The sequence below is a fragment of the Alkalihalobacillus sp. AL-G genome (genome assembly GCF_030643805.1).
Taxonomy (GTDB): Bacteria; Bacillota; Bacilli; order Bacillales; family Fictibacillaceae; genus Pseudalkalibacillus.
In genome coordinates, this window is record NZ_CP094656.1 from 3,230,735 (window position 1) to 3,245,972 (window position 15,238).

19 protein-coding genes are annotated in these 15,238 nt (G+C 39.9%); 3 read left to right on the top strand and 16 right to left on the bottom strand.

The window, feature by feature from the left end:
* Positions 1-31: 31 nt before the first annotated feature.
* The 11 genes from MOJ78_RS16540 to MOJ78_RS16590 all read right to left on the bottom strand — a co-directional run bounded on the left by MOJ78_RS16540 (position 32) and on the right by MOJ78_RS16590 (position 11,138).
* Entirely contained in the window at positions 32-1,297 is a 1,266-nt protein-coding gene (locus tag MOJ78_RS16540; RefSeq protein ID WP_304978432.1) for an ABC transporter substrate-binding protein, read from the bottom strand.
* Between the two features lie 127 nt (positions 1,298-1,424).
* The gene (locus MOJ78_RS16545) at positions 1,425-2,237 is read right to left on the bottom strand and encodes a carbohydrate ABC transporter permease (protein ID WP_304981288.1); all 813 of its coding nucleotides are present in this window, start codon (positions 2,235-2,237) and stop codon (positions 1,425-1,427) included.
* A gap of 55 nt (positions 2,238-2,292) precedes the next feature.
* Positions 2,293-3,177 (bottom strand): carbohydrate ABC transporter permease, encoded by an 885-nt coding sequence (locus MOJ78_RS16550; protein ID WP_304978433.1) that lies wholly within the window; start codon positions 3,175-3,177, stop codon positions 2,293-2,295.
* Between the two features lie 32 nt (positions 3,178-3,209).
* Positions 3,210-4,418 (bottom strand): ROK family protein, encoded by a 1,209-nt coding sequence (locus MOJ78_RS16555; protein WP_304978434.1) that lies wholly within the window; start codon positions 4,416-4,418, stop codon positions 3,210-3,212.
* A gap of 262 nt (positions 4,419-4,680) precedes the next feature.
* Entirely contained in the window at positions 4,681-5,286 is a 606-nt protein-coding gene (locus MOJ78_RS16560) for a response regulator transcription factor (protein ID WP_304978435.1), read from the bottom strand.
* A 23-nt stretch (positions 5,287-5,309) separates the two neighbouring features.
* Complete coding sequence (locus tag MOJ78_RS16565; RefSeq protein ID WP_304978436.1) at positions 5,310-6,398, bottom strand: sensor histidine kinase; 1,089 nt, start codon at positions 6,396-6,398, stop codon at positions 5,310-5,312.
* Between the two features lie 97 nt (positions 6,399-6,495).
* Entirely contained in the window at positions 6,496-6,915 is a 420-nt protein-coding gene (locus MOJ78_RS16570) for a hypothetical protein (protein ID WP_304978438.1), read from the bottom strand.
* A 122-nt stretch (positions 6,916-7,037) separates the two neighbouring features.
* Complete coding sequence (locus MOJ78_RS16575; RefSeq protein ID WP_304978439.1) at positions 7,038-8,036, bottom strand: DUF3231 family protein; 999 nt, start codon at positions 8,034-8,036, stop codon at positions 7,038-7,040.
* A 151-nt stretch (positions 8,037-8,187) separates the two neighbouring features.
* Positions 8,188-8,793 (bottom strand): response regulator transcription factor, encoded by a 606-nt coding sequence (locus MOJ78_RS16580; RefSeq protein WP_304978440.1) that lies wholly within the window; start codon positions 8,791-8,793, stop codon positions 8,188-8,190.
* Entirely contained in the window at positions 8,790-9,926 is a 1,137-nt protein-coding gene (locus MOJ78_RS16585) for a sensor histidine kinase (RefSeq protein WP_304978441.1), read from the bottom strand. The genes MOJ78_RS16580 and MOJ78_RS16585 overlap by 4 nt, the downstream gene beginning before the upstream one ends.
* Before the next feature lie 162 nt (positions 9,927-10,088).
* Positions 10,089-11,138, bottom strand: a complete 1,050-nt coding sequence (locus MOJ78_RS16590) for a Delta(5) desaturase DesA (RefSeq protein WP_304978442.1) — start codon at positions 11,136-11,138, stop codon at positions 10,089-10,091.
* 96 nt (positions 11,139-11,234) lie between these two features.
* On the opposite strand from MOJ78_RS16590, the gene MOJ78_RS16595 reads away from it, so the two are divergent.
* Positions 11,235-11,420, top strand: a complete 186-nt coding sequence (locus tag MOJ78_RS16595) for a hypothetical protein (protein WP_304978443.1) — start codon at positions 11,235-11,237, stop codon at positions 11,418-11,420.
* 28 nt (positions 11,421-11,448) lie between these two features.
* Here the strand turns inward: MOJ78_RS16595 and MOJ78_RS16600 are convergent, their stop codons facing one another.
* From MOJ78_RS16600 to MOJ78_RS16610, 3 genes are all read right to left on the bottom strand, one after another.
* Positions 11,449-11,826 (bottom strand): hypothetical protein, encoded by a 378-nt coding sequence (locus MOJ78_RS16600; RefSeq protein ID WP_304978444.1) that lies wholly within the window; start codon positions 11,824-11,826, stop codon positions 11,449-11,451.
* 23 nt (positions 11,827-11,849) lie between these two features.
* Complete coding sequence (locus tag MOJ78_RS16605) at positions 11,850-12,113, bottom strand: DUF1292 domain-containing protein (protein ID WP_304978445.1); 264 nt, start codon at positions 12,111-12,113, stop codon at positions 11,850-11,852.
* 81 nt (positions 12,114-12,194) lie between these two features.
* Positions 12,195-12,365 carry a hypothetical protein gene (locus MOJ78_RS16610; protein ID WP_304978446.1) on the bottom strand — a complete coding sequence of 57 codons (171 nt, stop codon included), beginning with the start codon at positions 12,363-12,365 and terminating at the stop codon, positions 12,195-12,197.
* A 172-nt stretch (positions 12,366-12,537) separates the two neighbouring features.
* On the opposite strand from MOJ78_RS16610, the gene MOJ78_RS16615 reads away from it, so the two are divergent.
* Positions 12,538-12,729 carry a hypothetical protein gene (locus MOJ78_RS16615; RefSeq protein WP_304978447.1) on the top strand — a complete coding sequence of 64 codons (192 nt, stop codon included), beginning with the start codon at positions 12,538-12,540 and terminating at the stop codon, positions 12,727-12,729.
* A 221-nt stretch (positions 12,730-12,950) separates the two neighbouring features.
* On the top strand, positions 12,951-14,024 hold the full coding sequence (locus tag MOJ78_RS16620; protein WP_304978448.1) for a DmpA family aminopeptidase: 1,074 nt from the start codon (positions 12,951-12,953) through the stop codon (positions 14,022-14,024).
* A gap of 82 nt (positions 14,025-14,106) precedes the next feature.
* On the opposite strand, the gene MOJ78_RS16625 is transcribed toward MOJ78_RS16620, so the two are convergent.
* Entirely contained in the window at positions 14,107-14,631 is a 525-nt protein-coding gene (locus MOJ78_RS16625) for an SRPBCC domain-containing protein (protein ID WP_304978449.1), read from the bottom strand.
* Positions 14,632-14,748: 117 nt separating this feature from the next.
* Positions 14,749-15,159: a DoxX family protein gene (locus MOJ78_RS16630; RefSeq protein WP_304978450.1), complete on the bottom strand. Its 411-nt coding sequence runs from the start codon at positions 15,157-15,159 to the stop codon at positions 14,749-14,751.
* Positions 15,160-15,238: the final 79 nt, after the last annotated feature.

Here is a 15,238-nt window from a genome sequence, read left to right on the forward strand (position 1 = left end):
TTTTCGATTCGATCGGACTGTGGATCATTGTTTATTTAATAAGATCTTCCACTACCGGCTGTAAGTCATTCAATGCCTCTTCAGGCGTCTTCTCACCTAATTTCACTTTATCTAATTCTTTGGTAAATGCATCTGTCAGCTTGTTCCAATCCTCAATGACTGGAGGTACAACCAAGGTATCTAATGCCTTGAAAACAACCTCACGGCTTTCAGGTGGTGTTTTCGCAATGTAGTCTTGAACTAACGCTTCATCACTGACAGCCGGAAGCTCCCAAGAACTCTCCACCCGGATCTTTGCTGCTTCATCACTTGCACTCATGAATTTTAACCATTTCCAAGCGGCTTCAGGATGTTCTGTATCTTTAGAAACGGCTAATCCATTTGCGAAGAAATGATGAGCCTTCTGTGTATTGCCTGGTTCAAGCGCGATATCCCAGTTAAACTCTGCATCCTTGAACGAATCCATCATCCAGATTCCTGTACGGAGCATCGCGACTTTCCCTGAAAGAAACAAATCACTATCGGATTGACCAGACATATCTTCATCTGAAGGCGTCACATTGTATTTGTTCACTTTATCCACCATCCATTGGAGGGCTTCAATGTTTTCCTGACTATTCACCGTTGCTTTTGTTTTATCTTCATTAAAGACAGATCCGCCATTTTGTGCGATCGTTTTATAAAATTCCCAGAACTGGAACGGCGCGTAGGTCCCCCATACACCATTTCCTTCATCCGTGAGCTTCTCAGCTGCTGCAAGTTCATCTTCCCAAGTCCAATCCGCTGTCGGATAATTGACTCCTGCCGCATCAAATAAATCTTTATTGTAGTACAATACGACATTCGAGAAACTTTCAACCATTCCATATTGCTTCCCATCATATTGATATACTTCATAAGCTTGTGGATTCAATTTGTCCGGATTGAAATCACTGTCTTCTTTGATAAGAGAATCCAAATCCTTTAGAGCACCTTTTGCCGCATAATTTACGAAGTTTTCATAGTTCAACTCAAACGTATCTGGCGCGTCTCCACCAGCTAACCTAGTTTGAAGTTTAGTAAAGTAATCTTCAAAAGAAGCCATTTCATAGTTAATTTTGATATCCGGGTTCTGACTTTCAAACTCCTCGATCATTTTCTTTAAATCCTTCTCATGTGCTTCTCCTGGTGAAAACGTGAAATACTCTAATGTTACCTGCCCATCTTCACTATCATTAGAGCTGGTATCGGACGAGCACCCTGTAACCGCTACCAAAATGAAAATAGAAATAAATAACCAGTAAAATCCCTTTTTCATAATAAAACTCCCCTTTTGTATGAATTTGCTTGCCCAAACGAAAAAACAACGATTTCTCGAAATTGGACGACCACCACCTTGAATACGCTTTCAGTAGTTTTTATTAAAAATGAGAGAACAGTGGGAATCACTCCTTTAATCCCCCCATTGTTAAACCTTGGATAAAGTACTTTTGTGCGAACAGATAAACCGATAAAACGGGCAATACACTGATCACGACCCCTGCCATCATTAGATTCCAATCGGTTTCCCAACGCCCTTGAAGCATCGATAGGCCAAGAGGAAGAGTCATCATATCTGAGTCACTTACAATAATCAGTGGCCAGAGAAAGTTATTCCACGATTGCATGAAAGCAAATACAGTCAATGTTGCTAATGCAGGTTTCGCTAGAGGCAAGATCACTTGCCAATAAACACGAAAATGACTTGCCCCATCCATGAATGCAGCTTCCTCAAGCTCCCTAGGAATCGTTAAGAAAAATTGTCTCAGAAGGAAGGTTCCAAAAGCATTGAACATGCCAGGTAAGATCAGCCCCTCATATGTATTGATCCACCCTAAATATTTCATTAGGATAAATTGCGGTGTCATCGTGACTTGTGCAGGTACCATCAAGGTTGCTAAATATAATAGGAACAATACATCTCGTCCCTTGAACTTCAGCCTGGCAAATGCATAAGCTGCCATTGAACACAAAATCAGTTGACCGATTGTAGATACCGTTGCAACCAGCAGGCTATTCCCTAAAAATCTTAATATCGGAAACGCCTGAGTTACCTTTTGATAGTTACCCCAATTCACATGATCAGGAATGATCTGCGGAGGCAAAACCATAGTCGCTCCAGATGTCTTCAATGACGTAGAGACCATCCAAACGAAAGGAACGATCATTACTAAGGCACCTAAGATGATAACAAAGTAAAACAGTCCCTTTTTCAACATTTTCAACGTTGCTATTAAACTAGATTCGGACCTGGTATCAATTTCTCGTTGCGTGCTAGTTTCCATGATCAACCCACCTTTTTTGCAGTCTCATTTGAATAAGGGTTACACCGAAGATAATGAAAAACAGGACCCAAGAAATAGCTGAAGCATAGCCCATTTCGTAATATTCAAATGCATGCTTATAGATTCTTTCTACTAAGACGGAGGTTGACCCAGCCGGCCCTCCTTCAGTCATGATCATCACTTGATCGAATACTTGAAACGAGTTGATTAAAGAGATTACAAGAACAAAAAATGTCGTCGAACTGAGCAATGGTAGTGTAATATGACGGAACTTTTGGAATCCGTTTGCTCCATCAATTTCAGCAGCTTCATAGTATGTAGGTGAAATGCCTTGCAGTCCAGCCAAATAGATGACCATTACGAAGCCTAGATCCTTCCATACACTCGTTAAAATGATCGCTGGCATTGCCCACGTCGGGTCGTGTAACCAAGCGGGTCCTGAAATGCCAATTAAAGAAAGCCCGTAATTAATAAGTCCATATGTAGGGTTAAACAACCATTTCCAAATGAGTGACACGGCAACCCAAGATGTAATGACTGGGACAAAATAGGCAGCACGAAAGAAAATCCGGCCCTTCAATTTCTTATTAAGTATAAGGGCAATTGTCAGCGCACCGCACATCACTAATGGTAAATAGCCAAGGATAAAGTAAATCGTATGGAATAAGGCAGAGCGGAATTCTTCATCCTTTATTAGTGCAATATAATTGTCAAATCCGACCCACGAGGGGTTTGAAATCAAATCCCATTCTGTAAAACTCAAACCGAATGAAGCCAAAATTGGAATACCGATAAAGAAAATAAACCCGATAAAGTTCGGAAGCAGAAACAATGAGATGACTAAAAACTTTTTAAAGCCTTTATCACCGACCATGTGATCCCCCCTTGATGATTTAATCCTTCTTGTTATTGTTGTTCGTAAATCGGCGGTTGAAATAATTGATCAATCGCGAGAATGGCAGCCCCTTTCACCCATGCATCATTTCCTAAAGTAGAGGTAACCACATTGGTATCATAGCGTGCATGATAGAAGAAGTTCTCTTTAGCTCTTTGGATCGCCTGAGGAACAAAGTACTCTTCAGCAACCATCCCTTCCCCGATCAGAACAATCGTCCCTGGGTTAAAGCTATTGATTGCATTGATCAATCCGACTCCTAAATAATCTCCTAGTCTACTAAAGAGAACCTTCGCTAACTCATCGCTTTCAAGCGCTGCCTTTAGTACCTCTTCAATGTTAATTCGGTGATTTTGAAGCTGTGAATCTGGGTATTCAGGTATCAATGTCGCTGCTTCCTCCTCTAAACCTTTGTTAGAAGCATACATCTCTAGGCAGCCCTTTTGGCCACAATGACATTGTCTTCCCCCTAATTGAATAATAGAATGCCCGAATTCACCCGCTCCACCAAATTCTCCCTTATACAATTTCCGATCGATGACGATGCTTGCTCCTATTCCATCACCTATCGATATACAAATAAAGTTATTATGAACTGTACCATATCCTTTTTCAATTTCAGCATACGTGTAAGCGTTGACATCATTATCCAAAAAAACAGGTGTCCGAAATGCTTCATGGATCGGTGATGAGAGGTCTACTTCCTCCCAGCCTAATAAGGATGACCTGACAACAATACCTCGTTTACTATCAATCAATCCAGAAACGGCAATTCCAATTCCTTCTAAATGATCAAGATCAATCTTTTGTTGTGTAAGTATCTTTTTGATGCTGGTAATAATTAAGTCGATAACGGATGTTGATTCATCATTTGTATAAAAAGGAATTTCAATGGATTCGATAATGGTGGGATCTAAGTCTGTAAGTGCTACTACGAGGTGGTCTTCCATAATTTTGACTCCGACGGCATAGCCGCTTTTTTGATTGAATTCGATTAAAATAGGTCTCCTCCCGCCAGTTGAAGTAGCTGCGCCTATTTCATTCACCAATTCATTATTCATCAATTCATCTATGATTTTGGAAATGGTAGAAAGCCCAAGTCCGGTTGTAATGGAAATGTCAGTTCGACTGATCGGTCCTTTCTTCCGTATGGTGTTAATTACTGTCGACCGGTTCATGTCTTTGATTAAAGCTCGATTCCCTATTCGTAATTTTGTCATCTAAAAGGCTCCTTATTATAATCTATTGTCATTTTAACTTTCTTTCTTCAGTGAAGCAAGTAATTATTAAAAATATTTAGAAATTATTGATTACTAAAAAAACATATGCGTTGTTTTACATATGTTTTTAAGCCTATATATTCAGTCATTCCTTAAAAACCATAGTCTTGTTCATGCTTTTAGAGTTGACCATATAAATTCGAAGATCGGAATTGAGAAATTGCGGTTGAAACCTCGATTCATCTTCCCATACTATTTTCTACTAACGTTTCAACCAGCCTTTATTTTCAGCGATGGTGACAGCGTCGATACGGTTTTTCGCTTCTAGTTTCTGAATCACTTCTGAAATGTAATTGCGGACCGTCCCTGGTGACAAAAATAATTTATTACTGATGTCCTTTACTGAATCACCATCTTTTAAACGGCCTAGTATTTCGGATTCCCGTTCGGTGAGTGGATTCGTCTCTTCCATCATCGAGAAGGTAAGATGAGGACTGAACACGCGCCTCCCTGCGTTGATCTTGCGAAGGGATTCGGCAAGCTCGGATACAGGAGTGTCCTTTAACAAATATCCTTGGACACCAGCTTTGACTGCCTGTTGAAGATAACCGCTTCTAGCAAAGGTTGTGACAATGACAACCTTGCAGTCACTTACCGCCGCCTTTAACTTTTCCGCTACCTCCAGCCCACTAAGTGTTGGCATTTCAATATCCAAAAGGGCGATGTCCGGTTTATGTTTTTGTATTAACTGGAGTGCTTCTTCACCGTTGTCCGTTTCTCCGACAATCTTGATATCATCTTCCATCGCCAATAATCGACTTATTGCGCCTCGAAGCATGCCTTGGTCTTCTGCAATGACAATATGCATTTGATCCCCTCCTTATCGCTGGACTATTTTTTTGGTACGGTAATCGTCACTTTTGTTCCATCAGTTTTACTAGATTCATAGCTAAGCTTCCCCTCGATCAACAACAGACGCTCCTTCATTCCTAATAAGCCGTTTCCGAATTGATCATGTCTCGTATTCTCTTTTTCCATACCGATTCCATCATCCTGTATAAAAAGCACAAACTCATCCGATTCTTCATGGAGACTTACGGTACATATGTTGGCACCGCTGTGCTTAACTACATTTGTAATGCATTCACGGAGACACATCCCGAGAATAAATCGAATGGTCGGCGCTGCAGCGATCGTTTTATTTTTTTCATAGTTGAATTCAATGCCAGCAGACTCAAGCATCTCTCTAGCATTTTGGACTTCTTCCGCGATATCGATGGCTTGCATGTCACTGACTAGCTCCCGGACCTGAAGTAGAACGGATCGTGAAATCGTTTGAACTTCGCGTGCTTCTTTTAGAGCCTGATCGGGATATTGGGGAATGAGCCGTTCTACCAACTCACTTTTTACAGTGATCATCGATAACGTATGCCCTAACGTATCATGTAAGTCTCGTGCTATACGTTGTCGTTCCGCATTTTTCACAAGTCGAGCGATCTCCTCATTGGCATCCTGAAGTTTCATGCTCGTTTCCCATGAGCGTTGAAACACCCTGGCTATATAAGGAATCCCGTTCAGTAAGAGAACTGCCGGAATCCAGTACGGCTGCCATGTGTTCATTGTTTGCTCATAAAAGAAATAGATTGCAACGGCAAAGAAGGCAGTCATCGTGATCACCATTTGTGTAATGCGACGATAGGATTCCAACATCCCGGTCACGATAGCTGGATAAAAACCTAAGCATAAGCTCCAGGGTGTATAGAACGCTCCTATTACAGCTACAATAAATAACTGAACAACAAGATATACGAGTCGGAGCTTAACATCGACAATACTTTTGTAGTAGCTGGCCCCGAGAAGGATAAACAACAATAGATACTTTAAATCTATTGGCATAAAAAACAAATAACTGGACGGGAGGATTAACAGCATCAATAGCATTGCTACTCTCGGATGTTTAATTGAACGCCATGTATTCATTTACTATCGCTTCCCAATTAATTGATATGCATTTATCGTACCATGGAAAAGTTTGTATAAGAAGGAAGGGTTCAGTAAAAATTCATTCAATGAACATTTAATGATGGACATCAGATGTATTTTTATCTATGGTGGTTTGGACGGATTCGATCTTTTCTTGCTTGAGCCATTTCGGAACAAGCCAGATCGAAATTAAAGCCACGACTATATGGAGAGGGTGTGCTACGATACCGAAATCTACCTCTGGTGGGTTTGCAATATCATTGAGTGTCATCACCAAAGTGATTATAGCTACGAGGAACGTATAATAGAGTCTCGGTCTTTCCGTTTTCTTTAACCATTTTACGAAAATCAGTGCACCTACAAAATTAGTAACAATCGAAGCGAGCCCGATTGAAAGCCAGGTCAACTGGTCGAACCATAGTCCTGTCGAAAAACCTATAACATAGGCCGTGACAATTCCTGCTAGCCCTGATAAGATACCTACCATCAATCCGACGCTTAAACTTTTTTTCATATTTGTATGTCTCCTTTTTGTTAAGTTACTACCATCGTACTTAAAAGGAGGTTCAGATTGTAGTTATGAACTTCATTATTATAAGGTGATAAATATCATATCGATGGTCGTTCCATAGCCCGTCACGTTGAGGAAGGGTCTGAGGGTGTTTCTTTTGCCATTGGCATTTGATCCATAAAGCCACGTTCAATCATTAGATTTAAACTGTCTTCCCCGTATTGTAAAGTTTCCGCCATTATACGCATAAAATGAGTGCCCAAATCCTTTCTCTGTACACTTGAAAGTGCGCTACCGTATCGTCCAGCTGCTGCTGAGGTTAATAATGTCATTTTATACAACATTAATCGGTCTGAAAACGGAGATACAGTTGTATCCGTCAGTTCACTTTCCCAAGTAGGTAATTTGGGCAAGTCATTTTCAGTAAGGACGGACTGGAAAATATCCAAGTGCTTTTGGAACATTTCAACTCCACGTTCAAAATGCTTCCTCAATTCGTTGGATGAGGTAATTTGACTGAAGATTTTCAAAAACGTTTTATGGACTTCTGTCGACTTCAAATTATGTACCAGTTGACTAATTTCCATTGTGTTTATTGGACGACGGTCCGCAAACCACCCAGCCAAATAACTTTGTTTGCTGACTTTTCCGATGTGATTTGTGGTTGGAATATGAACCTCAGGATGTTGCAACCCTTTTTTTATCATTAAATCTGCCAATCGGTTGTAAAGTTCCGCCGAGTTTTTAAGACATTCTTGATAAAACTCACGCAGATCTTTACGCGTGCTAGTATTTAAAGACAAGGAATAAACAATGTGCGCATCTTGAACTAACTTATACTTAATAAGTAGAGTGAAATTATCTGTACAAATTGCAGGGGCATTAATATCCACATCACTTTCTTCAAACCTTTGTGGAAGAGGCTGTTTCGCTTTTTCTAAAAATGCCTTAGACTTTTCAACCTCGATTATCGATATTTCCTCTGCATATTCGAGGATGTTATGTAATTCTTCATCTTGTGCATTTGCATTAAAATATTTGGTGACGTTTTGAGCCATCGTATTACTAATATAGGAATTCCACAAATTCGAAATCTCAGCAGGTGTTAATTTTTCAACTTCCATCTAAATTTCCCCCCTTTAAAATTTTTTTTATTTTATCCTGAGCCTAAAAAAATATCCCCTCTTAAGTTTTTTTGCCCGGATCATATCTTATTAAAAATCATTATTTAGGGTGTTTAGGTTGGAAGCTTCATACTTCGGAAGTGGGAGAATTTTATTTAAACCAACCCTTTTCCTTAAATCGGGAAATGGCTTCGATCCGGTTGCTTACATCGAGTTTATCGAGGATGACGGAAACATAATTCCGTACAGTCCCATTGGTAAGGTAGAGCTCGCTCGCAATTTCCTTCGTATTCTTTCCCTCGGCAATCAAATTAATCACCTGTTTTTCACGCTCAGTCAGTGGATTTCCATTACTGTTTCCATATGCAATATCAACTAATTCAGGAGCATAAACTTGTCGACCGTCCATAATCACACGGATTGAATTCGCTAGTTCCTCACTCGGGCTGTCTTTTAATAAATAACCGCTTACCTCAGCCTTCCGAGCACGTTCGAAATACCCTGTCCTGGCGAAGGTTGTTAAAATAATCACTTTACAAGGATTGTCCTTTAAGTCTTCGGCAGCATCAAGTCCGCTTTTCAATGGCATTTCAATGTCCATGATACAGATATCGGGCTGGTGCTCCTTCACCATAGCCAATGCCTCTTCTCCGTTCCTTGCTTTACCGACGACTTCCATATCTTCTTCCAAGTCAAGTAAAGACCCGAGAGCTCCCAACAGCATTCGTTGATCTTCGGCGATGACAATTCGAATCATACTAATCCCCCCTGTTCCGTTTGTTGAATGACATTAGGTACACGAATAGTTAGTATCGTTCCATTTGATGATTCAATCTCTAAACTTCCATTCACAAATTCCAGCCGTTCTCTCATCCCCCGTAGTCCATGCCGTGTTAGGGAATCCACTTTAGGTGATATACCAATTCCATTATCATGGACTTTAATAAGTACTTCATTAGGTGATTGATCAATTAAGACACTGCAGGATGATGCCTCGCTATGCTTGACAACATTCGTTACAGCTTCTTTCAAACACATGCAAAGCACATTTTCAACCAATAAAGGAGTAGTGGTAAGTTCTGGATTTCCTTTAAAATTGAATTCCATTTGAGCAGCATCTAACATTTGCTGGACATGGGTAATTTCATCTTTCAGTTTTGATCCCCTCATATCCGAAACCATTTCTCTCACTTCTTTTAATGCTGTCCGTGCCGTTTGGTGGATATCATTGATTTCGTTTTTCGCTGAATCTGGATTCTTGTACATTAATTTCCCAGCCAAATCACTTTTCAATCCAATGAGCGAGAGCTTTTGTCCCAGAGTATCATGTAAGTCACGTGCAATTCGCTGACGTTCTTCTATAATCATCAACCGCGAAATCCTTTTATTTGCATCTTCTAATTGACCTTCCAATTTTTCGTGCTTGATTCGATTGTACATTGTGAATGGCAATAGGATGACACCAATCAAACTAATGATGATAAACGGTAATTGGGAAAGCATCATTTCACTTTGCCAAAAAAACACGATACTGATCGTAGCAATAGTGCTAAGAAGATGAACTACATATAACGTTAAAAACCCGATTTTATTTTGAATGTTTCCAATAAAAAACGCTAAAAAAAGCGCAAAATATACATAACCGAAAAGCAAAGTCATGACAATGCTTATAGCCATTTCTATACTCACCCATACATAGACAGACGAACTTTTAGAAATAAAGGATAGCCGGTATGAAGCATAGAACAGCAAAAACATCAATATGCCGAAAACAATTTCCATTGTTGATGATGAGCGAAAAATAAAATAGAAAGGCAGAATACAAAATATAATCCATACGTAGGAGCTAAGCCCGGTATTTTTCGGGATAATGTGATACCAATTCTGCATAGCGGCCCCCTCTTTTCCATTTTTATTTATGATTTCAGCCTATTATCCAACTATTCATTTAAGTATAACAAAAAGCAAACACACCAGCTCTTAGGATGAGGAAAGGCTTATATATACAAGAAAACCCCTCCAATGCTAAATGGAAGGGTCTTCGCATTGTATTTATTTTTCTTGAAGGCTTGGTCTTATATTCTTCAGTTGTGCTCTGGTTTTTGTTTTACCTAGATGATTTTTAACTTGTTTAAAGCTTACAAATGTCTTGTTTTTTTCATCATACAAACGGAAACGTATGGATTGTAAGCTAGAAGCAAATGTAATTGTCGTTGCTTTTTGTAACGGCGGTGTCGATTCATGTGCTTTTTCCAAATTATAATTCGGTACTCTAGGACTCAAGTGATGAACGTGATGGAATCCAATACTCCCTGTCAACCATTGCATCAGCTTCGGGAGTTTGTAATAGGAACTTCCATCTACCGCAGCTTTTACATAATCCCACTCTTCCTCAGTTTCGAAGTAGGAATCCTCAAATTGATGCTGGACATAAAAGAGCCAAATGCCGAGTGATCCTGATACGAAAAGAATCGGGAGTTGAACAATAAGAAAAGCCTGCCAACCGATTGTCCATATTAAAAGCGTATAAATAGCGGCAAGCGAAAAATTGATCAAGTACGTGTTCAATCGTTCTTTTCTTCTTGCCCCTTTTTCATTAAAACGGTTCGAAATAAAGTAAAGATAGAATGGGCCTAACCCAAACATGACTAATGGATTTCGATATAGGCGATACGACAATTTACCCCAAAATGAAGCAGCAGCATACTCATCAACCGTCATCACCCAAACATCTCCGGTACCACGTTTATCTAAGTTACTGCTTGTTGCGTGATGAATGGTATGACTATGTTTCCATTTTTCAAACGGAAAATGGGTAATGATTCCGGTAATGGTACCTATTACTCGATTCGCTTTTTTGTTTTTGAAAAAGGATTGGTGCGTGCAGTCATGGAAGATGATAAAGGTCCGGACAACGAAACCTGCTGCTACAACTGCCAATGCCAGGGTTAACCAAATCGAAACGGACAGACTTTGATATGCAAGGAACCAAATCAAGAAGAACGGCGGAATAGTATTAATCAGCTGATTAATACTTGACTTGGTATCAGATTTTTCGAAAGGTGCTACATTTTTTTTTAATTCTGCTAGTTTTTTCCTCATCTCATGTTTCCTCCTTGGGCAAAACACATCATGGATAACAATATCTAGTTCTATTGTAGAAAAGATTCTCGTCCTGGAGAAGTCATAAACGTCACTATGATATATGACAAGTGTCATGTTTGGGGGAGTGCCATAATCCGGAAAATTGCACATAAGTTCCTATCAGAAGGCTATAAAATAGGTCAACCGGAATTGACATTGGTTGACCTTATGCATACGATCGCGTCGATATTTGGATTAACCAAGCTTGTTATCGGACCTAGCTATACATCGCTTGAATAAGTTTACGCCCTTTTAACTAGACTCTAGTTCATTGTCTGTATTCCGCATTATATGAATTTTCACCTGAATGGACCGATAAAAGTGTGTCCGCATACCCGACAAGTCGATTGACAATCTCATCTGAAATCGCATAAACAAGACGATGCAGCTCGTTCTTATGTAGGGCTGGGTCATCGAAAATGATTGTCGTGTTGATAAAGATATGTTTGGTGTCGTAAAGGTTATAATGGATAATGGTTTTACCAGGTGCACCACCTGTGACAGGATCCTTATAATTTGGCAGAAACACATACCACTCTTCCGCAGTAGGAGATCGGAAATTTTTTGTGAATGTCATGCCCTTAATTTCATCTTCAATTTGTTTTTTTAGATCTTCATCCACTACATCGATAATCTTATCGTCCATTCTAATTCCTTCTCCTCTACATCTTAATCTGCTGGATTCGCATTGATGGCTATTTCGTATGCATCAAGAACCATTTCTTTTTTATCCGGGTCATTTATGCCTATAAGGTACTGTCCGTCTTCCTCATTTTCCACTTGCATCACAATCGTATCCTTTATATCTTCTACAGATCTTAATAATGCGTAGGTTTGGTCCTCTATATCGAATAAACCCTCAACCGAAAACTGTTTCTCTAAGCCATTCTCATCTTCAACTGTGATGTAATCTCTCTCTTGTCCATCGACCATTATTCATACCTCCATTATTAATGTCCTCTAATAAGTCAGTTTTAGAGGCATTACACAATTTGACCCAGTGAGTTGATATGGTTATTTTTCGTTATCAGACTCTGCTTCGGAATGTTCGTTTAAATAAGGATTTTCCGTTGTTGCGAAGTTCACTGATTGAAGGCTATCCTCAGGGGCGATTCCATACAAACCGTCTTCCGGCTTTTTCTCATACTCTTTATTTTGTTTATACTCCGTTTGTTTCTTGTCCATTTTGTTCTCCTTCCTTCTTGTAGACATTGTGCTCAATTTCCCTTATTTTTTCCGATTATTTATTCATTACTCCTTAAATATCCTTAAACATTTGTAAAAGGAGAATTGGATTTATTTTTTTGATCGAATTGTTCATACTAAGTTCAAATGCATAGGAGCGAAGGTGATTATATTGTCAGATCAAAAAAAGAACCGAGATAATCGGGTGACAAATAAAAATCAATTTGACAAAGATGATACATACGGTGTTTTCAAACAAGAAATGGAAGTGGATACAGATGTCAATGAAGATCCAAATCGGGAAAGTCTGTTGGATGAGTCAGTCGATTCTTTTCTAAAATCGAAAGGAAAACGTAATACTTGATCAGGGGCTGGCAAGTGCCCCGTTCCTTTAATCCATTCTAAAACAATGCTTAGATTAGGTAGTACTGGAGGTTAAACGAGATTACTAGTTTACTTGGTGATTTCGTTTAAACGTCTTTTTTTCAGGATCAACCGGTTAGGAACAAAGCTATAAAATCTTCGTATGCAGAAGGAAACAATCACGTTTTTATAGAATGGAGAAGGAGTGAAAGGTGGATTTTTATGTATAATCAAAAAAGGATTAGGGATTACGGGGTAGATATAGGGAAGTTTGAAACAGGACAACATAACTCGATCACAGATGTTGATGGGGTTACGGTTGGTCATGTAACGCTGAGTGATCAGAATAGTCAAACGGGGGTAACGGCGATTGTGCCTCATCAGGGAAACCTATTTAAGGAAAAACTGATCGCTTCAAGCCATGTGATCAATGGCTTTGGAAAAACGATGGGAACGATACAAATGAACGAGTTAGGCGCACTTGAGACGCCAATCATTCTAACGAACACGCTAAGCATCGGAACCGCTGCTGATGCCTTGATCGAATACATGCTCGAACAGAATCCGGAGATAGGACGGACGACTGGAACGGTGAATCCGATCATCGGTGAATGCAACGATATGCTGCTAAATGACGTTCGTGCAAGGTTTGTTACTGAGCAACATGTTTTCAAAGCGTTGGAGAATGCTTCCTCCGAATTTATGGAAGGAACGGTTGGCGCAGGTACGGGAATGCTTTGCTACTCACTGAAAGGTGGAATTGGAACCGCATCCAGGCTTATGAAACTCGAACATGGGTCTTATAAGATGGGTGTATTAGTGTTGGCAAATTTCGGAATGCTAAGCGATTTGATGATAAATGGCAAACCGGTGGGCAAAGAGCTGAAGGATGCACTATTGAAGTCTAATGAGGAAAAAGATAGAGGCTCAATCATGATCATTGTCGGAACAGACCTTCTCGTTTCCGAAAGACAGCTGAACCGTATCATCAAACGTACCGTGACAGGCTTATCACGGACTGGCTCCAACATTTCAAATGGAAGCGGCGATGTCGTCATTGGCTTCTCGACCGCAATAAAAGTCCCTCACGAGAAACCAGCCCAGCCCCTTTCCATCCCGACCATCCATGAAGAGGAAATCGATACAGCATTCAGGGCAGTTGGTGAAGCGACTGAAGAAGCTGTATTAAACGCATTAGTAACAGCCACACACGTTGTTGGAAGAGACGGAAATGAACGACCTGCTTTCAAAGATTTATTGGAAATATACAACATCAACCTTCGTATACCTCTTTAAGAATTTGAGGTGAAAAAGAAAGGGCGACCTCAAAAGGACATAATTAATTTCCTTTCGGGTCACCCCTAGCCTTTGTTGAGTCCTACTGCATTTCTTGCAGTTGTTCATCAAGACGTTCATATTGTGAAGAGATCCCTTGGACGACACCCATATCCATTACTTGCTGAAGATTTTCTTCTGACGCGAATTGGGTACGCGTAGTCAGTTTCGTCTTCCCTTCGTGTTCAACAAACGTCATCGTTATCAACATCTCTGGCATACCTTCAGCCACTTTACCTTCTTCATCTGAAAACACATCGGTGTAGACAATCTTCTCCGGTTCGATAATTTCTTGATAGACCGCTTTTCCCCAAGATTTTTGGCCATAAAATTCCCCTTGGTTTCTATCTGTACACTCCATGCAATAATGCCAAACACCGTTAGGCTTAAAATCAAACGTGCGATTTTCAGTTTCCCATCCTTTTGGTCCCCACCATCGAGCTAAGTGCTCTGATTCCGAAAATGCTTTGAACACTAGGTCCCGCGGTGCGTCGAAAACACGCTCCAGGACAAGAACCCGACCCTCGACGTTCGTTGTGATGTTGTTTGTTACTTTGTTTTCAGACATACTCTTCCTCCTAATATTTTTTTATGAAGCAAAGGTCATGCTGATCGAATATTCAACGTATGACTTCATTATAGGACTACTTCTCGTTACATGTTTGTTTTCCTTTATCGATGTTTTTTAATTAGTCGTTACACTTTTGTTAATATTTATAGGATTCGATGAAACTGCTTTTCGTTTTTTGTGATAGAAAACATAAGAGCCTGCTATCAAAATGTATCCAATAAAGAAAATCACCAAACCACCGGCAGGATCACCTACTGATATGCTTGAATACATAGCACCAGTCAAATCAATTACAAATCCGGCATATGCCCATTCCTTAAGTCGAGGAAAACCAGGGATCAGTATCGCTACCACACCTAATAATTTGGCAATTCCAATAAAGGGTAGAAGATAGGCAGGGTAACCCAGATGGTTGAATAAGGCAACTGCTTCGGGAGTAGACATGATATCGGGAATAGAACCTAAAAGCATTAATGCTACCAACAGCCCTGTGAAAATCCAGTAGGTAATCGTCAATTTTTTCAAGATACTTACTCCTCCTTCAGGTTAGGGGTTCTTAAAACTTCAACAATTGTTCCTCAAGACGATCGAGTGTCGATTTTTG